This window comes from Bacillus sp. HMA207, assembly GCF_003402455.1.
In the GTDB taxonomy this organism is placed as follows: domain Bacteria; phylum Bacillota; class Bacilli; order Bacillales; family Bacillaceae_G; genus Bacillus_A; species Bacillus_A cereus.
Window position 1 is genome coordinate 2,968,131 of record NZ_BEZT01000001.1, and the last position, 19,278, is coordinate 2,987,408.

Here is a 19,278-nt window from a genome sequence, read left to right on the forward strand (position 1 = left end):
ATTTATGCTAAGCTTTCCGTCAGCCCAGGAACACGTACTCCTCTTTCTCTCGTTAATTTTTTAAATTCTTCGGTCAATTGTTTCGTTACACTTCCTGGTTTCCCATCTCCAATTTCTCTCGAATCAACTTTTACAACTGGAATTAACTCCGCTGCTGTTCCTGTTAAAAATACTTCATCCGCTACATATACATCATGGCGAGTGAACGGTCTTTCCTCACACGGAATACTCAGTCGTTCACATAGCTCGATAACACTATTTCTCGTAATACCTTCTAATGCTCCTAAATAGGATGGCGGGGTTAGCACTTTTCCATCTTTCACAACGAAAACATTATCACCAGAACCTTCACAAACATATCCTTGTTGATTTAACATAAGAGCCTCCAACACTCCTGCTTGTGCTGCTTCAATTTTTACAAGTACGTTATTTAAATAATTCATTGACTTAATACGTGGATCTAACGCATCTGGCGTATTACGTCTTGATGCAACCGATACAACGCTTAGCCCATTATCATAAAATTCTTGTGGGAATAACTTTAATTGTTCTGCAATGATAATTACGCTCGGCTTCACACAACTTCTCGGATCGAGCCCTAAGTCACCTTTTCCTCTTGAGACAATTAAGCGAATGTAAGCATCAGTATATTCGTTTTTTTGGAGTGTATGTAAAACTGCTTCTTCCATTTCTTCTACCGTCATTGGAATTGTTAGTAAAATAGATTTCGCTGATTCATACAATCGTTTCACATGTTCTTTTAAACAAAATACATTTCCTCCGTAACTACGAACCCCTTCAAATACACCGTCTCCGTATAAAAAACCGTGATCATATACTGAAACAACTGCCTTTTCTTTTTCTACAAATTCCCCATTCATGTAAATGTACTGGTTTCCCATCTCACATCGCTCCTCTTTTTTTCTCTATTTTTTGCAATCTATTTCTACATCGATTGCTGAGATGAGTATTTTTAACAGAATATTCAGTATATAAACCTTAAAAATATACTCGTCTCAACAATCGATTACTTACATACTTGTAGCAATCCATTGCTGAGACGAGGGAATCGTGGTACCACTCAGCTTCCTTATACTTCTCACGAAATATAAGCTCTGCAAGTCCAATTAGACTTTTGTTTTTCTATCGGGAACAACCCCGCTACTTTTTACTAGTTTTCAAAAGTAGTGCTCCAAGGTGATTTTCAATGAGTGAATTGTTACCACCCTCACAGCCTCGGGGCAGCTCTCTGAAACAATCTTTATCATTTACTCTCCTCTTCTACGCATTCTCTTCTTCTATTTTTAAAAATAAAAACTCTCGCCTCAGCAATCAACTACTACAATTTAGTAGCTTTGATTGCTGAGGCGAGAGTTTCGCGTTACCACTCAGCTTCCTTATACTTCTCACGAAATATAAGCTTTGTAGGTCCAATCAGACCTCCGTCCTTTTACCGGAGACGATGCCGCCGCCCTCTACTCAGTTTCCCTTTCGCAAGCGATGCTCCGAGGTGATCTTCAATGATTCGATTGTTACTACCCTCACAGCCTTGGAGTAGCTCTCTGAAACGATCATAATCATCTACTTTCCTCTTCTTTGCATATACAACATATAAAGTTAGAAAATTCTTAATTAACTTTTATTTGTTACACGTATTATAGGACGTTGTTCTTTTCATTGTCAATATGTTTTTTCAAAAAAATCAAAATTCATTCTATTTATTTTTTCTCAAATCAAAATTGGAATGCATTACTTACATACACTCATATATTACTTAAGTATGTTTGCATTACTACATAAAGAAAAGCTTATAAAGTTTATGAGGAGATGAGGAAACTATGTTAAAAGGGAAAGTAGCGTTAGTTACAGGAGCAAGCCGAGGAATTGGACGAGCGATCGCTAAACGTTTAGCAAATGACGGTGCATTGGTTGCTGTTCATTACGGTAGTCGAAAAGATGACGCTGAAGAAACTGTTCATGAAATTCGATCAGATGGTGGCCAAGCTTTTTCTATCGGCGCAAATCTAGAATCCTTACACGGTGTAGAAAACCTTTATAACGCTTTAGATACTGAATTACAAAAGCGCACTGGTGAAACACAATTTGATATTTTAATAAACAATGCTGGCATTGGTCCTGGTGCTTTTATTGAAGAAACGACTGAACAGTTTTTTGATAGAATGGTTTCAGTAAATGCAAAAGCTCCATTCTTTATCATTCAACTAGCACTACCACGTTTACGTGACAATAGCCGAATTATTAATATTTCATCCGCTGCCACCCGCATTTCTTTACCTGATTTTGTTGCATATAGTATGACGAAAGGCGCTATTAATACAATGACTTTTACGCTAGCAAAACAGCTTGGAGCACGAGGAATAACGGTGAATGCAATACTTCCAGGATTTATTAAAACAGATATGAATGCAGAACTCTTGAGCGACCCAATGATGAAGCAGTACGCTACTACTATTTCCGCTTTCAATCGCTTAGGTGAAGTAGAGGACATTGCCGATACTGCTGCATTTCTTGCTTCTCCAGACAGCCGCTGGGTTACTGGACAATTAATTGATGTGAGCGGAGGATCTTGTTTATAAAAAACATATATTTTCAAATCTTTTTTATTGCGCAATAAAACAATTTATATAATACTATATAAAACATATACATTTAGGAGGATTACAGCAATGTCCGAAAAAACATACGAACTCGCAACCTTCGCAGGCGGTTGCTTTTGGTGCATGGTAAAACCATTTGATGAACTTCCTGGTATTCATAAAGTACTTTCTGGCTATGCAGGAGGTCATGTAGAAAATCCAACATATGAACAAGTAAAAGCTGGAACATCTGGACATTTAGAAGTTGTTCAAATTACATTCGATCCTTCTATTTTTCCTTATCAGAAATTACTAGACTTATATTGGCCACAAATCGATCCAACTGACGATGGCGGACAATTTTTTGACCGTGGTCCATCTTATCGTACCGCTATTTTTTACCATAACGAAACACAAAAAGGGCTTGCTGAAAAATCAAAACAAGCTCTTGCAGAAAGCGGTATGTTTAAAGATCCAATCGTGACTGAAATTCGTCCTGCTGCACCTTTTTACGAAGCAGAGGAATACCACCAACATTTCTATAAAAAGAATCCAGAGAAATATGCTACTGAGCAAAAAGAATCTGGGCGTGAAGACTTTATAAAAGAAAATTGGCAAAAAAAATAATAAAAACGCATCGTGCTTTTTTAGTACGTTGCGTTTTTATTTTTGATAAAAGTACCATACAATTAACAGAACAATTGCTGTTAGTGACCAAAGTATTATCTCGTTTTTCACTCTATTCTTTTTCTTAGTCATTTCATTCCCTCCTAATAACTATTAAACATATTCAATTTTTTCTTTGTTTAATTGTCCATCTTATATACGTGAATACATCCTTACAAATTCTAATAGCAAGACCACCAATAATTCCGATTGCAATGGAAATTACTAGCATCTGTCCAAAACTAAAAGAATTTGTGTACATTATGTAGAGAACGATACATATAAGTAAAACATCCGGTAAAGAAAGTAAAAACCTTTTAAGCATTCCTTTATCTCCTCTATACTTTTTAATTTATATCTTCTACTGTAATTTTGAAATAAAATTTGTTCAAAAATTCCATTTACACCCTCATTTTATGAAAAATAATAAGAATCCCTTTTCAAAAGAGATTCTTATTCAGCAGATTTAAGTTTAATTATTTTCTACATATCCTATTCCATAATTACTCCTAAAATAGAATAATATTACTAATGATTTATTGTAAATTGACTATTTGCCAGGTAACCGAATGTCGCGCCAGCTAACTACATCGCATTGGCCAAATTCATTATTACCTACCGCAATCACCGTGCCGTCTGATTTTAGTCCGACTGTATGTGCACAACCAGCCGCTATCGCTACAATATCTCTCCAATCACTTACGTTACATTGACCATACTCATTCCAACCCACTGCCACCACGGTACCGTTTGATTTAAGTCCGATTGTATGATTCGTACCAGCCGCTATTGCTACAATATCTCGCCAGCCACTTACATCACACTGGTTATGTTTATCATTCCCCACTGCTGTCACCGTACCGTCTCGTTTAAGACCAACAGTATGAAGATACCCAGCCTTGACCGCTACAATACCTCGCCAGCTACTTACATTGCATTGACCATATCGATTATTCCCCACAGTCGTCAATGTGCCGTCCAATTTAAGACCGACTGTATGCCAGTCACCCGCTGTGACTGCCACAATACCTTGCCAACTGCTTACATTGCATTCTCCTTCTTTATTTCGGCCCACCGCTACTACCGTGCCATCCGATTTCAGGCCAATAGTACGACGCCACCCTGCCGCAACCGCTACAATATTATGCCAATCGTTTACATCACATTGTTCATGCTTATTCCAACCCACTGCTACCGCAGTACTGTCACATGTAAGACCGATTGTATGAGCATTACCCGTGTTCGTTGCCATATGAACATTGCCCACTGCGACTGCTTCAATATCTCGCCAGCCACTTACATTACATTCCCCTTCTTTATTCCGGCCCACCGCTACTACCGTGCCATCCGATTTCAGGCCAACTGTATGACAACGCCCCGCCGCTATCATATCTTTGGGCCATCGCTTCACTTTTTCTTTCGATAAAAGGTAATCCATGTTTTACCTCCTTGCATATAAGCAACTGTATCATAATAGATATTTTTATCAAATTTCATTATAAATCTACATTTACAAAGAAAGCTTATTGTACTTCTTCAAAAAATAAAAACCTCCAGTTTAAATACTAGAGGTTTTCTCGTTATTTCTTCAAGCGTTCAATAAAATCGTTCAATTTATCTAGCGATTTCATATTCTGATTGCAAGCTACACCATCTTTGCAAATGTAGTTTCCCTTTTTAACGAAAGTTCCTGGTACATCGCCTTTAATTTCAACTAAAAACATTCCTACTTCTTCATGTCCATGACATAACGAACAAATGCTTTTTTTATTTAAACTTTGGAACGTTCCTTGCAGACCAACAAATTTATTTTTATCATTTTTCGCTATAATAAATTTCCTGCTTGACCCCTTATCAATCCAGCTTAAATAAGATATTTCTTTCATATCCATTTCTTCCATATCAGGAAGTTTTAACTTTTTCGCTTTAGGAAATAATTTTTTTAATGTTTGTGCTGTAACTTCTTGAAACGGAATTACATACGGATTTATTTTCATTAAAAATGATTCTGCATCTTCTCTATTTTGAACTGTTAATACCGTATCAATTAACTCTTTCTGTTCATCCGTTAAATTCTCAAATACATGTATTATCTTTTCAATCGCAAGCGATTTTAACGCTTGAATTACACCTCTATCATTTGCCGTTGCATGCCCGTTTGCTAAAATATAAGCTTGTGATTTTATAAAATTATATTGATCACTTCTAATAAACGCTTCCATCTTTATCACTCCATACAAATTGTTGATCTAGTTTTATTGTATACAATGATTACGTTTTTTGATATGTAAAAGATAACTTAGAAACAAACATTACATATATCACTTATTCTCTACCGCTGCATTTCCTGACAAAAGAAGCCATCATCTGTTTTCCATTCCGCATATAATACGTCTTCAAATTTAGTAATTCCTTTTTGCTTTATTTGTTTATAAAGCCATCCTTCATCAAATCCCGCTTCCCTCAAATTATCCTTAACTACTTTTCCATCACTAATTAATGAAATTGGTAAGTATACAGGCTTATGTTTTAAACTTAAATCATTTATAGTAGGAGATTCGTATTTACTTTTTTTCAGAACGCTTATGTTTCCGTTCGGTTCCAATATCATATATTCAACTTCTCGGATTGAAAATATATCTTTTTGTTGCCTAAGCATTTGTTGTAATTGGTTTATATCCAAATGATTTACGCTTAATTGTTCACGATCAATCTTTCCATTACGAATAATAATTGAAGGATATCCTTCAAAAAACCTTCTTGTTCCTCTTACTTTTTGTGTTATCACTTCTATAGTATAAATTAAAATTACCCAAACAAATACTGAATATAAAATAGACCATACTTTAATTTCAGGATCATATATTGAATTTCCAACGAGCTCACCTAGGACGATTGCAGAAATAAAATCAAATGGCGTTAGCTGAGATATTTGTGTTTTCCCTAATATTTTTGTAGCAATTAATAGAACAAAAAAACCAACTAAAAGCTCTATCGTTATTTGTCCAATATGATTCATATATGTTCACCTTTCTACTTTTCAAATGCTCTGTATACCATTTAATAAAAAAACGGCACATTTTTTCTATTATCATGCCCATTCACACCTCATATATCCAATACATATAAAACAAAAAGAGTCTGATTCAAAGTAATATATGAATCAGACTCTTTTCCTCTTATTTAGAATACACAATCTTTTTAATCGTTTCCCCAGAAAGAAAATATTCTTCTGCAAGTTGATGAATAGCAATCCCACTTTTAAAAGCTTCTTTAATTGCTTTATTTCTTTCATCTAGTTGTTTTCTTCCGCCAGATCGTGTACCCCATTTATAATGTTTCGTTTCTTGTTTCGGAATGTAAATTGTTTCACCTTGTATATACTTTTGAATTTCAGTAATTAAACTCTCCGGTAAAACAGCATTAGCTTTTACGTATTTCATTTCTGCTCGCCCCTTATTTTTTATGGTTCATTTCAATAAGGTGCAAAGCCAAATATAAAAAATGATACGAGCTCATATAGGCGATTGTATATTACTTGTCTACCTCACGCAAAGTATCGCCATTTCCATACTTGGCTTTGCATGAGACGTTGCAGTGTCTGGCAATTGAATTATAATCGCCATATAAACACCTCCTAATATACCTTTTGTATTTTATTATATGATAAATTCCTTCTCCTTGCATCCACACCCTTCTTAAAGCACGAAATTACTTAGTTTGATATAATACTTTTTAATTGAATCAAAAATCATTGTGAGGTTACATTATGAAGAAAAAAATTATCATTACAATCGTTACACTATTCTTTATTATCACGGCATTATTCGGAACATACAAATTGATGAACGCAAGAAGCTTTCAATTATTTGGATATTTAACACAACGTGTAGAAACAAATGAAAAAGTGATCGCTTTAACTTTTGATGATGGCCCTACTAACAATGTAAAACAAATATTACCGCTACTAGATAAATACAACGCTAAAGCTACTTTCTTTTTAATTGGAAATGAATTAGAGAAAAATCTATCGTTAGGTGAAGCTATCGCGCAATCTGGGCACCAACTTGGAAACCATACATATTCTCATAATAGAATGGTTTTCAAAACACCTTCTTTTATTAAAGGTGAAATAGAAAAAACGAATTCATTAATCCGCCAAACAGGATTTACAGGCGAAATTGATTTTAGGCCCCCTAACGGTAAGAAGTTAATAGGGCTGCCATATTATTTAAATAAAAACAATATCGGAACAATCACATGGGATCTTGAGCCCGATACTTTTTTTAAATCTGCGGCTGATAAAATTAAATACGTTAATAAAAATGTAAAACCAGGTTCTATCATTTTACTGCACTCTATGTATGATGAGTCTAATGAAAATTTACAAACGATTGAAGGTATTTTAGATTCTTTATCTAAGAAGGGCTATCAGTTCGTAACAGTAAATGAATTGCAAAAAAGAGCAAAATAAAAAGGTAGCGTATCTTTGTATGATACGCTACCTTTCTTTTTATATAATGCCAAGTACATTTAAGAATACGATAATAATCGCAATTGGTGCGATATAACGAAGTAAGAATAACCATAATACGAATAGTTTATAACCTTTATTTTTACTTACACCTAGCTCTTTCATTAATACATCTTTCTTCATTTTTAAAGGAACAAAGATAGAAACTAATAATACACCAAGTGGCATTAATACGTTACTTACTGCATAGTCCGCTAAATCAAAGACTGTCTTCCCGAAAATCTTCAGATCACTTAATATACCGAATGATAATGCTGATGGTACCCCAACAACGAAGATTAATAACCCTACGATTAAGGCCATTTTTTCACGTTTCCCTTTACCTTTTGATGTTAACGATGCAACACTAATTTCTAACATCGAAATTGCTGATGTAATCGTAGCGAAGAAGAATAGTAATAAGAAAACAATGAAGAATAATTTTCCGAACGCCATTTTACTGAAAATAGCTGGCAACACGATAAATAATAGTCCCGGCCCTTGAGATGGTTCCATTCCAAATGCGAACACAACTGGGAAAATTGCAAGTCCTGCAAGTAATGTAATAACAAGAGTTAAGGCTACGATAGAAAATGCTGAACGTGGTAAGCTTTCTTCTTTCGGTAAGTATGAGCTATACGTTACCATAACGGCTACCCCGACAGATAATGAGAAGAACGATTGCCCCATTGCGTATAATATAACTTCTGATGTTACATGTGAGAAATCAGGTTGTAAGAAGAAACGAACGCCTTCTCCAGCACCATCTAATGTAAGTGCACGAACGATTAATACAAAGAATAAAACGAATAATGCTGGCATGAAATATTTATTTACTTTTTCAACACCATTTTGTACACCTTTACTTACGATGAAAATAGTAATAAGGATGAATAATAGCTGTGATCCAACTGCTAAATATGGGTTGGAAATGATTTCACCAAACGTAGCTTCGTATGCTCCATTTCCTTCCCATAGTCTACCTGTAATTGCATTCCATAAATATAATAAAATCCAGCCTCCTACAACACTGTAGAAAGAAAGTAATATGAAACATGTTACAATTCCTAATTTACCTAACCAAGGCCATAACGTTTTAGGAGCAATCTCTCTATATGCATCGACAGCCTCTTTTTGTGTACTTCTTCCAATAACAAATTCAGCTAATAATAGCGGTAAACCAATTAATAATGTGAAACCGATGAAAATTAGGAAGAACGCTCCGCCTCCTCCAATGCCGGCCATATATGGGAATTTCCAAATCGCCCCAAGACCAATTGCCGAACCTGCTGCAGCTAATACGAAACCTAATTTCGATGTCCATTGCTGTGAATTCATTTGTTAATCTCCTCTCTATCTCTTTTTCTTTGTTACAATTCGGTATTTATATTGTTCTATCAATACTCTTTTCTAATACGTGCACTTCCTCCCTAATAATAAAAAAACGCCCCTACGTAAATACGTAGGGACGACAAAATTATCGCGGTACCACCCTAGTTGTGAAGAACACTAAGAAACCACCTAAATAAAAACGCCCCTACGCAAAAACGTAGGGACGATAAAATATCGCGGTACCACCCTAGTTATGAAGCCACACCAAAGTTAGGACCTAAATAAAAAACGTCCCTACGTAAATACGTAGGGACGATAAATATCGCGGTACCACCCTAGTTGTGAAAAAATCTTCACCACTTTATTTGATAACGGTATAAACTACCGTCTTTCATTTCCTCAAAATATGAGATTTATGAAAGATGCTCCAGGACGAACTTCATGAATAATCTATATACTGATTCACACCAACCATCAGCTCTCTGAAATAGGGAGATATTCACTACTATACCCTTTCATTGCCCAAATATTATTTTCCGAATTGATTACTATCATTTTTATCACACATTAAAAATAGTGTCAACTTATATTTCGAATTTTTATGTATTACAATCTATTTGAAAATTCGAAATATAAGTTTTAGTTTAGAAAACAAGTAGCTTAGTACATAACGAATTCTAACAGGCAATAGAAAAAGAATTACGTATTATTGATACTTATTCAATAATACAAATTATCTAGAAACATAACCTGTCTCTCTGTATTCATTTTTTAAGAGTTTGATGGATACCAAGAAAATTTCGCATCACTATCCAGTGGTCTATTTTTCGTTTCTTCTTTAATTACACGAAACCATTCATTTAGAATTTGAGTTTTGGGCAATTGAGCAGCAAGGCTATCTTCCCAAATTATATGTGAGAACCAGGCTTTCGTTTCCCATTCAAACTGCAATTGTGCGAACGAAATTATAGGGTGATCAGCTCCACGAAATTGCTCATTTACTGCATTTGAAACTTCTGGAGCTTGCGGTAACAACTCGTTCTGAATTCTATTTCTTATCGTCTCATTTTCTAGCTGATCCCAGAAATACAATTGCCCATTTATTTGATAAAAAATATCAAATGAAGCCTCACCTTTCTTCAAATTCAATAACACGAAGGCACGTTCCACATCATTGTCAGCCGCTTTTACAGCATTAACAATTATATTTTGTGCCATTGATACCCAGTAACTAGTCGCTTCCTCTACCGGTGATTCAACATACAATTCTTCACTTAATTCATGAAGAGTAGCTTCTTGCTCATTTACTTTTTCAACTTTTTTAAAAAACCTATTAAAAAACCCCATAACTTCCCCCTTATTACTATTTTCTATTTCACAAAATAAAAAATAGATTTTTCTTGCTCATCCACATTTACTCCTGGCGCGTATGTATGAACTTGTTGCAACACTTCTTCTATTAGCAACTCTAACTCCTGCACACTTTTTTCTGGATTCCCTATTAATGTGTCCGCCATACGTTCATATAATTTTTCAGGTTTAATAGTCATTCGTTCCACATTATTAGGCATCCATTTAAACGCTGGATGATGTACGTACATTTTATTCAAACCAAATAAAACACCCAATATGTTCCTTTGTACTTCGCAAATAACGTCATAAAGCATAAGCCAATCTTTCCGTTTTAAAAGCGCCTTTCGATTGTGCCAACGATTACTTAACCATAGATTTTCTGAAATCATCCGTTTTGCTAGTTCATCTGGATATGCCGCTACTTTTTCTTTTAATTCATTCACTTTCCCTTCTCCATACAAACTAACACCATCATGAATGGATGATACAATACATTGTTTTTCATAACTTATATCATATTGATCCACCACATCCGAAATCACTTTCTCTACTGTCTCTGTTAAAAAGTTACTAATCTCTAATTTAATTCCCTCTTTCGTTAAATACGTTTCCGACCATTCTTCTTCCTCATACGGATGATACGATAATATTTTCCCATCAATATGATAAATAGGGGCCCTACGATCCTCATCTTCCGGCGGTGTTGACCATAAAATATGTAATTCTATATCTGAATGTTCATCTTCAAGCCTTCTAGCTACTGAACCCGCTAAAATAATAGCTTCTACTTTCGGATTTTTCCTATAAATCTCTGACATCTCTATCGCTTTCTCTTTTAATCCCATTTCATTTCCCCCTAAAATTGCAGTAATCCCCTATATTTCATTTATCTATTTCGATATTACAGCTTGCATTACCTTTTCAAATTCCTACTTAATCATATTTCTATCCAATAGCGCTGAATAACTTCACCAGTACGAGAAGAAACTACTTCATTTTCTAACACACCTCCAACCTTTTGAATCGTTTTAGCAGAACCGATATTGGATTTATCGCAAGTTATTAATACTTTCTGCAATCCTAATTTTTGCGCTTCAGCTAATGCAAGTTGTAGTTGTTTCGTAGCGTAACCGTGGCGACGTTTATTCGGATGGACACTATATCCAATATGACCACTTTCCCGTAATAATTCTGGATTTAATCTATGTCTAATATTCACAAAACCTATAAGTTCCCCTTTTTCAAAACTTAAAAACTGACTAGATGGCACTCTATTAGCTAGTAAGTTTTCTCCTAGTTCTTGTTTACTCACTTTTTCAAACCATTCATCAAGAGAATCAAAGTTTTGTAAAGAACTACTTCCATGTGGTTGTTCCCCTGAGTGTAAAAACGCTCGTCTATACGCCGTAATATGCTCACTATATTCATGGATTGGTTTTAATAGTTTCATTGTTCTTCTCCCCCTCTTCATTCCATAAAACAAACACCTTAATAGCAGCTATTCACTATTAAGGTGTTTCTATCCTTTTTATTCAAATAACCCCATGCTCAAATAACGTTCACCTGTATCAGACGCAATACATAAAACTTTTTTACCAACGCCTAGGCGTTTCGCTATCATGATTGCAGCGTAAACAGATGCTCCAGAAGATGGGCCAACTAATAATCCTTCTTGTCTAGCTAAGTTTCTCATTGTCGTTAAAGCCTCTTCATCTGCAATTTGAATAATTTCGTTATACACTTCTGTATTTAAGTTTTTCGGAATAAATCCTGGGCTTGTTCCTACTAGTTTATGAGGACCTGGTACACCACCGGATAAAACGGGAGATCCTTTCGGTTCCACTACTGCAATATATAAGTTTGGTAATTTCTCTTTTAACGTTTCACCAGTCCCTGTAATCGTTCCGCCTGTTCCTGCCGTTGCAACAAAAGCGTCCAGCTCTCCATCCATTTGTTCGTAAATTTCAAGCGCAGTCGTATAACGGTGAATATTCGGATTAGCTGGGTTTTCAAATTGTTGCGGAATAAAACTATTCGGTATTTGCTTTTGCAATTCTAACGCCTTCGCAATTGCTCCTGGCATTCTTTGTTCTGCTGGTGTTAAAACTACTTCTGCTCCGTATGCTTTCAATAAATTAATACGCTCTTTTGACATATTATCTGGCATAATTAAAATCGCTTTATACCCTTTAGCTGCTGCATTCATCGCTAAACCAATCCCTGTATTCCCGCTTGTCGGTTCAATAATTGTATCTCCTGGTTTGATGAGACCATTTTCTTCTGCAACGTGAAGTAAATTATAAGCAGCACGGTCTTTCACACTGCGCGATGGATTAAACATTTCTAGTTTCACATACACATCTGCTGCGTCTTCCGGAATAAATTTAGATAATCGGACGACAGGTGTATCCCCTATTAATTCCGTAACGTTTTCACACAATTTCATAGCGCATCCCCTATTCTATCGTTTTCTTATCACTTGGCAGTAACCATGAAGTGAGTCCAATTAATGGTAGACAACTACATAATAGCATAATAAATTGCAGGCTATATATATCTGCTAATTTCCCAAGAACTACAGCACCTAATGCTCCAAGTCCAAATGCAAGACCTACGATTAATCCTGACACCATTCCCACTTTTCCAGGCACAAGCTCTTGTGCATATACAACAATTACACTAAAACTACTTGAACTAATAAAACCGATACATAAAAATAACGGTACGACCCACACAAGTGAGACATGTGGTAATAACAGTGCAAGTGGCGCTGAACCTAACATTGAAAATACGATGATATTTTTCTTACCAAATCGATCTGCTAACGGTCCTCCGAAGAAAGTGCCTAACACACCAGCAATCATAAATGCGAATACGAAATACTGGGCATTTTTTATAGATAAACCGTAATGCTCTATTAAGTAAAATTGATAGAAATTCCCGATACCAGCACCGTACCAAGAGCGTACAAAAGTAAGAAAAACAAGAAGTATAATAACGAATTTAATGTGTGTACTTACAATTGCATTTTCCGCCTCAAGTGCAGCCCTCTTCTTCCTTCTTACAGCACCGGTTGCTAATTCATTTTTGTACCAATTCGATACGAAAATTAATAATGCAATTCCTACTGCTGCAAATGCTGTAAAACCCAATGAACCAATTTGACCGAGTGGAACGAAAATTAGCGCTGTAAAAATAGGAGCTAAAGAATTCCCCGTGTTTCCCCCAACTTGATAAATCGCTTGCGCTAACCCTCGTTTTGCACCTGCCGCCATATACGCAACACGAGCGCCTTCTGGATGAAAGACTGCGGAACCTAAACCAATAAATAAAACAGAAATAATAACAATAATAAAGTTCGGTGCAAACGCGAGTCCAATCATTCCAAGCATACTTGAAAACATGCCGAGTGGTAATAAAAATGGTGACGGCTTCTTATCTGAATACATACCAAACACCGGTTGCATAATCGATGACGTCATATTTAACGCAAACGCAATCCACCCTACTTGCATATAGGATAAATTCATCGTTTTTTCCAAAATAGGAAACAACGCCGGCACAACTGCTTGCATCGAATCATTTAAAAAATGTCCAAAGCTAATCGCAAATAATATTCGATATATTGTCGGTGTTTCTACTGTGTTTTTTTGCGAAACTGCCTGCATATGTGAATCGCTCCTTTCTGTACAAAAAATATATTTATTACAGTAGGTGTAATAAATTCTGACTTTTGAAACATTTCTATTCTATACTGCTTTCATTTCTTTTTCCAGAAATATAACTTAACTCCCATCATTGACTTGCATCCTTGTAACTTTCAGCAGTAAAACATTATAGAAAAAGGCAACCCAATCACAAACTGGGTTGCCTCTTACATTAAATTGCAAAACGCTTATACTTCTCGTAATCGCTCGTCTTACATTCCACTTCTAGTTTCGTACCTTCATTTTCATAACTCGTTGATAAAACGTGCGCATGATTATTGAAATACGAAACTACCTGTCCTTGATCATACGGAATTAACATTTCACATTTCGTATATTCTTTATAAATATGGGAACGAATCATTTCTACAAGCTCTTCCATTCCAACATGTTTCTTCGCAGATAAATACACGCGGTCTTCTTGTACTTTCGGAATTTCAACATCCACCATATCTGATTTGTTATAAGCATAGATCGTTGGAATATTTTCTACTCCAATTTTCTTTAACGTTTCATTTGTAATATCAATTAATTGTTCATAATTTGGATTTGCGTAATCTACGACGTGAATAAGTAAATCTGCTTCCGCTACTTCTTCTAACGTTGAACGGAACGCCTTCACAAGATGATGTGGTAATTTACTTACAAATCCAACTGTATCTGTTAATAAAAATGATTTATTATCTGGCAAATCAATATTTCGTACAGATGTTTCTAACGTCGCAAATAACATATCTTTTTCAAATACTTGCTTTTCTTCTGTACCATTATAAATTTCAAGCATTGCATTCATCGTCGTTGACTTTCCTGCATTCGTATAACCTACTAATGCTACAACAGGTATTTCATTTTTCTTACGTTGCTTTCGCTGTGTTTGACGCTGAGCAACGAGCGCTTCTAAATCTTTATTTAAAACTGAAATTTGTTCTTCAATTTTACGACGATCTAACTCTAACTTTTTCTCACCGACACCTTTATTTTTCGTACCAACGCCGCCGCTCTGTCTTCCTAACGATTCACGAAGACCGATTAAACGAGGCATCATGTACTGAAGATGTGCTACTTCTACTTGTAGCTGTGCTTCTTTCGTTTTCGCACGTTGCGCAAAAATATCTAAAATTAAAATGGTACGATCAATTACCTTACAATCTAAATCCTCTTCTAAATTTCGAATTTGTGAAGGAGATAATTCATCATTAAAGATGACCATATTCGCATCTATTTCGCGTACATACGCTGCAACTTCTTCAATCTTTCCTTTTCCGATATAATGCGACGGATTTACTCGTTGTAAATTTTGCGTTACTTGCCCAATTACCTCTACATCGCAGGCTTCCGCAAGATTTGTTAACTCTTCCATCGAATACGCAAAATCATCTTCATTACCTACATTTACTCCAACTAAAACTGCTCTTTGTAATACTTCTTCCATATATTTATTCCTCCATTTCGATTACGTAAAATAAAAAACACAGGTCGCTGCCTGTGTTTTCGTAAACGGATAAGGGTTCACCAAAGAAATAGAAGAAAGCTATGCTTTCATCCTATTTTATAGTCAAAAAGTCCCAAGATCGTATACGTATCCACAATAAGCGTTCACCTATACAATCCCATTCTATTTATAAAGGCAAAACAAAAAGAGGGCGTATTCGTCCCTCCCTCTTTTTCACATATAAGCTTAATAAAGGGTTCCTTTAAAATAGGCAGACCAATCCCGTTCACTCTGTACACAGACAGAGCCTTTGAGCGCTATTCAATTATTGGCACAAAGTATTGAGACGTAATCTGATTAAGATCAAAGGAAGCCCCTCCGTTCATTTTAAGTTACATAAAGTGTAGCATAAGTAATTCGCTTTCACAAGGTTTAACAACCTATATCACACGAAAGAAAATCGTTATATTTTTACTTTAATCGTCATTTTTTGCGAGTTTTTCTCACAATAAAAATAACAAAAACAATCATCAATAACAAACCAATGGAAATAATAGCAACTTGCCGCCAATTTAAACCGCTCACCATCTCACCTTTTAAATCCACTTTCTTCGTCGGAACAGACTCTTTTGCAATTTGACTTAAAGCCGCTTTGTCCGCCCCTGCCTCATCCAATCTCTTCGTTCCACTACAACTATTTGTGTGTAATTGTTTTTCTGATCCTCTTTGAGTAGAAAATACTAAGTACCCTCCTCCTTCTACAAAGCGAAACATACAATCACCACCCTTTGTATATACGATAATTTGCGAAGAAGTTGTCCCTTTCCAAATTTTCTTCACTTCAAATAACACTTCAGTTCCAACCTCTTCTTTCCTTCCAACCTCAATTACTTTTCCCTCAAACACTACATCGTTTTTTTGAAATGCAGCTTCTGTTGATACTTTAATACAATCACAAGCATAAGATTTCTCAGGAAAAATAATAAGAATAAAGCTACAAATGATGACGACAGGAAACATGTGTAAAATCCTTTTCAAGGAGCTTAACTCCCTTCATTATCAATTTTAGAAACTTCTCGTATATTATTTTTACAGCACTCGCCAAATTCCTTCATAGTAAGTTAAGTATTATCGTTTTAATACAACAAAAATCTTTATTGACATTTTTATAACCTAATATTAGTATCAGGTTATAAAAATAAAAGTTAGGAGATGTTCCTATGCATTCTAAATCTCGTATTACTGCAATTGGTACTTATGTTCCAGATCAAATATTGTCTAATAACGATTTAGAAAAGATGGTCCATACGAATGATGAATGGATTGTACAAAGAACAGGAATGAAGGAAAGAAGAATCGCTAGCGGCGAAGAATACTCCTCAAACTTAGCCATTAAAGCAATTGAAAATTTATGTACAACATATAAGAAAAACTTAGAAGATGTCGACTGTATCATTGTCGCTACTACTACTGCTGATTACGTTTTCCCTAGTGTTGCTTGCCAAATACAACAATACTTCAACATACCTCATACACTAGCTTTTGATTTAAATGCAACTTGTGCTGGTTTTACATATGGACTACACGTCGGTAATAGCTTAATCACTTCTGAATCACATGAAAAAGTACTTGTCGTAGCGACAGAGACATTATCTAAAGTTACTGATTATACCGATAGAACGACCTGTATTTTATTCGGTGATGGTGCTGGAGCTATTTTATTAGAAAGAGATGAAAACACCCCAAGCTTTATCGCTGCTCACATGGGAACAAACGGTGATGGCGGCATTCATCTATATAGAACAAACTTATCTACTACTATGAATGGCACACCACTGCAAACAAATGAAAAAATCGTTCAAAATGGAAGAGAAGTATATAAATGGGCAACACGCACGGTACCAAAAGGCATAAAAAATTTATTACATACCGTAAATATGCAAGTAGATGATATAGACTGGTTCATACCCCACAGCGCTAACTTACGAATGATCGAATCTATTTGCGAAAAGTCTCAAATTCCAATACAAAAAACATTAACGAGCGTGGAATATATGGGGAATACCTCTTCAGTCACCATTCCACTCGCTTTAAATTTAGCTATAAAAGAAGGGAAATTAAATAACGGAGACACACTTTTACTATACGGATTTGGTGGCGGACTTACGCATTTAGGGCTTATTGTAGAGTGGAATTTAATTTAAGTGTATAAAAAGAGGTTCTAGTCAGTAACTAGAACCTCTTTTTCATTTAATTTCTTGCCCCTTTTCGAGACCATATCACAACAGGAATAAGTAATAACGCTAACACGCCTCCAGCCAATGACAATGCCGCATAACTTGAATTCGCTACTACCATACCTGACATTGCTCCACCAGAAGCTCCAGCTAGCGCAATAAAAACATCTATTTTCCCTTGTGTTTTAGCACGTGTAGACGGTGTTGTGGAATCAACGATTTGTGCTGTACCACTTATCAATCCGAGGTTCCATCCTAGCCCAAGTAAAGACAGAGCAACGATTAATAATAATAAAGAATCACTTGGCGCTATCGCAGCTATGACACCCGCTGCAAGTAAAATCACTCCACCAGCTATGCTCATTGTAGTTCGGCCAATTTTATCAATTAACATTCCTGTAACGAGAGATGGAAGATACATTGCACCTACATGAAAACCTATCACAAGTCCTACTGCACTTAAACCATGACCGTGGTGTCCCATATGAACTGGCGTCATCGTCATAATCGCAACCATCACGATTTGCGTAAGTATCATTACGATTGCTCCAACTGTAATACCTCGTTTATTTTCTTTCGCTTCTTCTGTTATTGGTTGTCCTTTATATGTATGTTCCTGTTTATATCTTTCTATTATGTTAGCAATAATCAAAGGATCTGGACGAAGCATAACAAAAAGAACTAAACCCGCCAGTATAAATGCTGCTGCCGATAGTATGAACGGACCTGCAAGTTTAGGAACTCCAATTGAATGAGCAAAACTTCCCATTACCCCTACTAAATTTGGTCCTGCAACTGCACCGAAAGTCGTCATTACCATCGTAATACTAACAGCCGTTGCTCTCTGCTTCTTATCTGCTAAATCTGTACCTGCATAACGAGCTTGTAGATTTGTGGCTGTACCAGCACCATATATAAGTAAAGAAATAAGTAAAAGAATAATACTATTTGTTAAAGCTGACATTACAACACCAATTGCTCCAAATCCACCTACTATAAACCCTGTTGCAAGACCTATCCGGCGTCCATATCGTTGCGAAAGCTTCCCTACTATGAAAGCTGCTAATGCCGATCCTAATGTAAACATAGCAGTTGGTAATCCTGCAAACGCATCTGTTCCAAGCATTTGCTGCGCAAGAAGTGCTCCCACTGTAATACCAGCAGCTAGTCCTGCACCGCCAAACATTTGTGAAATGCTGACGATTATTAACGTTCGTTTGTATAGTTTTTGTTGCTCTTCTTCTGTGTACACATGATTATCTATTAAAGCCCCTGCCTTATCTAGCAATTCCCCATCCTCCTTTTAAAATTAACCCCTCTTGTTAATGTACTATGTATAACGTTACATATTCAATGGCATTTTCCATTCCTTCCTTTCATTCTAAAAAACTTTCTAATCATACTCGACTTATCCCATGCTATATTAAAAATACTACTATTC

19 protein-coding genes and 2 other annotated features are annotated in these 19,278 nt (G+C 35.8%); of the genes, 4 read left to right on the forward strand and 15 right to left on the reverse strand.

Annotation, left to right across the window (positions count from 1 at the left end; genetic code table 11):
- Positions 1–2: 2 nt before the first annotated feature.
- Positions 3–902 (reverse strand): branched-chain-amino-acid transaminase, encoded by a 900-nt coding sequence (gene ilvE, locus HMAS_RS15255; protein ID WP_116344907.1) that lies wholly within the window; start codon positions 900–902, stop codon positions 3–5.
- Positions 903–1,053: 151 nt separating this feature from the next.
- Positions 1,054–1,293 (reverse strand) — a binding site (T-box leader).
- A 545-nt stretch (positions 1,294–1,838) separates the two neighbouring features.
- Here ilvE and HMAS_RS15260 point away from each other — a divergent pair.
- Positions 1,839–2,597 carry an SDR family oxidoreductase gene (locus HMAS_RS15260; protein ID WP_000911822.1) on the forward strand — a complete coding sequence of 253 codons (759 nt, stop codon included), beginning with the start codon at positions 1,839–1,841 and terminating at the stop codon, positions 2,595–2,597.
- Positions 2,598–2,687: 90 nt separating this feature from the next.
- Positions 2,688–3,224, forward strand: a complete 537-nt coding sequence (gene msrA, locus HMAS_RS15265) for a peptide-methionine (S)-S-oxide reductase MsrA (RefSeq protein ID WP_001291883.1) — start codon at positions 2,688–2,690, stop codon at positions 3,222–3,224.
- A gap of 163 nt (positions 3,225–3,387) precedes the next feature.
- Here msrA and HMAS_RS15270 read toward each other — a convergent pair whose 3' ends face one another.
- The 5 genes from HMAS_RS15270 to HMAS_RS15290 all read right to left on the reverse strand — a co-directional run bounded on the left by HMAS_RS15270 (position 3,388) and on the right by HMAS_RS15290 (position 6,706).
- Positions 3,388–3,588: a hypothetical protein gene (locus HMAS_RS15270; RefSeq protein WP_000919314.1), complete on the reverse strand. Its 201-nt coding sequence runs from the start codon at positions 3,586–3,588 to the stop codon at positions 3,388–3,390.
- Between the two features lie 225 nt (positions 3,589–3,813).
- The gene (locus HMAS_RS15275; protein ID WP_000385092.1) at positions 3,814–4,701 is read right to left on the reverse strand and encodes an RCC1 domain-containing protein; all 888 of its coding nucleotides are present in this window, start codon (positions 4,699–4,701) and stop codon (positions 3,814–3,816) included.
- A 142-nt stretch (positions 4,702–4,843) separates the two neighbouring features.
- Complete coding sequence (locus tag HMAS_RS15280; protein WP_000387074.1) at positions 4,844–5,485, reverse strand: FusB/FusC family EF-G-binding protein; 642 nt, start codon at positions 5,483–5,485, stop codon at positions 4,844–4,846.
- 110 nt (positions 5,486–5,595) lie between these two features.
- Positions 5,596–6,282 carry a DUF421 domain-containing protein gene (locus HMAS_RS15285; protein WP_116344908.1) on the reverse strand — a complete coding sequence of 229 codons (687 nt, stop codon included), beginning with the start codon at positions 6,280–6,282 and terminating at the stop codon, positions 5,596–5,598.
- Between the two features lie 160 nt (positions 6,283–6,442).
- Complete coding sequence (locus HMAS_RS15290) at positions 6,443–6,706, reverse strand: CD3324 family protein (protein ID WP_000878325.1); 264 nt, start codon at positions 6,704–6,706, stop codon at positions 6,443–6,445.
- Between the two features lie 326 nt (positions 6,707–7,032).
- Here HMAS_RS15290 and HMAS_RS15295 point away from each other — a divergent pair, with 326 nt between their 5' ends.
- Positions 7,033–7,737 carry a polysaccharide deacetylase family protein gene (locus tag HMAS_RS15295; RefSeq protein ID WP_016122281.1) on the forward strand — a complete coding sequence of 235 codons (705 nt, stop codon included), beginning with the start codon at positions 7,033–7,035 and terminating at the stop codon, positions 7,735–7,737.
- A gap of 39 nt (positions 7,738–7,776) precedes the next feature.
- Here the strand turns inward: HMAS_RS15295 and HMAS_RS15300 are convergent, their stop codons facing one another.
- From HMAS_RS15300 to HMAS_RS15335, 8 genes are all read right to left on the reverse strand, one after another.
- Positions 7,777–9,114 (reverse strand): sodium-dependent transporter, encoded by a 1,338-nt coding sequence (locus HMAS_RS15300; RefSeq protein ID WP_001088187.1) that lies wholly within the window; start codon positions 9,112–9,114, stop codon positions 7,777–7,779.
- A 299-nt stretch (positions 9,115–9,413) separates the two neighbouring features.
- Positions 9,414–9,636 (reverse strand) — a binding site (T-box leader).
- 243 nt (positions 9,637–9,879) lie between these two features.
- Entirely contained in the window at positions 9,880–10,455 is a 576-nt protein-coding gene (locus HMAS_RS15305; protein WP_000505545.1) for a hypothetical protein, read from the reverse strand.
- A gap of 23 nt (positions 10,456–10,478) precedes the next feature.
- Entirely contained in the window at positions 10,479–11,306 is an 828-nt protein-coding gene (locus HMAS_RS15310) for a DUF4037 domain-containing protein (RefSeq protein ID WP_000523182.1), read from the reverse strand.
- Between the two features lie 92 nt (positions 11,307–11,398).
- Complete coding sequence (locus tag HMAS_RS15315; protein ID WP_061113559.1) at positions 11,399–11,911, reverse strand: GNAT family N-acetyltransferase; 513 nt, start codon at positions 11,909–11,911, stop codon at positions 11,399–11,401.
- A gap of 78 nt (positions 11,912–11,989) precedes the next feature.
- Positions 11,990–12,907, reverse strand: coding sequence for a cysteine synthase A (gene cysK, locus HMAS_RS15320; RefSeq protein ID WP_116344909.1), 918 nt, complete (start codon positions 12,905–12,907; stop codon positions 11,990–11,992).
- Between the two features lie 10 nt (positions 12,908–12,917).
- A complete protein-coding gene (locus HMAS_RS15325) occupies positions 12,918–14,129 on the reverse strand; it encodes an MFS transporter (RefSeq protein ID WP_001149412.1) in 1,212 nt (403 codons plus the stop codon).
- A gap of 211 nt (positions 14,130–14,340) precedes the next feature.
- Positions 14,341–15,600 (reverse strand): GTPase HflX, encoded by a 1,260-nt coding sequence (hflX, locus tag HMAS_RS15330; RefSeq protein WP_000393291.1) that lies wholly within the window; start codon positions 15,598–15,600, stop codon positions 14,341–14,343.
- A 483-nt stretch (positions 15,601–16,083) separates the two neighbouring features.
- Positions 16,084–16,638: a cobalamin biosynthesis protein CbiN gene (locus tag HMAS_RS15335; protein ID WP_042866697.1), complete on the reverse strand. Its 555-nt coding sequence runs from the start codon at positions 16,636–16,638 to the stop codon at positions 16,084–16,086.
- Positions 16,639–16,820: 182 nt separating this feature from the next.
- Between HMAS_RS15335 and HMAS_RS15340 the strand changes: the two genes are divergently transcribed.
- Entirely contained in the window at positions 16,821–17,804 is a 984-nt protein-coding gene (locus HMAS_RS15340; protein ID WP_098770846.1) for a ketoacyl-ACP synthase III, read from the forward strand.
- Between the two features lie 46 nt (positions 17,805–17,850).
- Here the strand turns inward: HMAS_RS15340 and HMAS_RS15345 are convergent, their stop codons facing one another.
- Entirely contained in the window at positions 17,851–19,125 is a 1,275-nt protein-coding gene (locus HMAS_RS15345; RefSeq protein WP_000884521.1) for an MFS transporter, read from the reverse strand.
- Positions 19,126–19,278 lie beyond the last annotated feature (153 nt).

Coding starts and splice junctions, on each gene's coding strand:
- ilvE (WP_116344907.1), bottom strand. CDS start 902: ATGGGAAACCAGTACATTTACATGAATGGGGAATTTGTAGAAAAAGAA.
- HMAS_RS15260 (WP_000911822.1), top strand. CDS start 1,839: ATGTTAAAAGGGAAAGTAGCGTTAGTTACAGGAGCAAGCCGAGGAATT.
- msrA (WP_001291883.1), top strand. CDS start 2,688: ATGTCCGAAAAAACATACGAACTCGCAACCTTCGCAGGCGGTTGCTTT.
- HMAS_RS15270 (WP_000919314.1), bottom strand. CDS start 3,588: ATGCTTAAAAGGTTTTTACTTTCTTTACCGGATGTTTTACTTATATGT.
- HMAS_RS15275 (WP_000385092.1), bottom strand. CDS start 4,701: ATGGATTACCTTTTATCGAAAGAAAAAGTGAAGCGATGGCCCAAAGAT.
- HMAS_RS15280 (WP_000387074.1), bottom strand. CDS start 5,485: ATGGAAGCGTTTATTAGAAGTGATCAATATAATTTTATAAAATCACAA.
- HMAS_RS15285 (WP_116344908.1), bottom strand. CDS start 6,282: ATGAATCATATTGGACAAATAACGATAGAGCTTTTAGTTGGTTTTTTT.
- HMAS_RS15290 (WP_000878325.1), bottom strand. CDS start 6,706: ATGAAATACGTAAAAGCTAATGCTGTTTTACCGGAGAGTTTAATTACT.
- HMAS_RS15295 (WP_016122281.1), top strand. CDS start 7,033: ATGAAGAAAAAAATTATCATTACAATCGTTACACTATTCTTTATTATC.
- HMAS_RS15300 (WP_001088187.1), bottom strand. CDS start 9,114: ATGAATTCACAGCAATGGACATCGAAATTAGGTTTCGTATTAGCTGCA.
- HMAS_RS15305 (WP_000505545.1), bottom strand. CDS start 10,455: ATGGGGTTTTTTAATAGGTTTTTTAAAAAAGTTGAAAAAGTAAATGAG.
- HMAS_RS15310 (WP_000523182.1), bottom strand. CDS start 11,306: ATGGGATTAAAAGAGAAAGCGATAGAGATGTCAGAGATTTATAGGAAA.
- HMAS_RS15315 (WP_061113559.1), bottom strand. CDS start 11,911: ATGAAACTATTAAAACCAATCCATGAATATAGTGAGCATATTACGGCG.
- cysK (WP_116344909.1), bottom strand. CDS start 12,907: ATGAAATTGTGTGAAAACGTTACGGAATTAATAGGGGATACACCTGTC.
- HMAS_RS15325 (WP_001149412.1), bottom strand. CDS start 14,129: ATGCAGGCAGTTTCGCAAAAAAACACAGTAGAAACACCGACAATATAT.
- hflX (WP_000393291.1), bottom strand. CDS start 15,600: ATGGAAGAAGTATTACAAAGAGCAGTTTTAGTTGGAGTAAATGTAGGT.
- HMAS_RS15340 (WP_098770846.1), top strand. CDS start 16,821: ATGCATTCTAAATCTCGTATTACTGCAATTGGTACTTATGTTCCAGAT.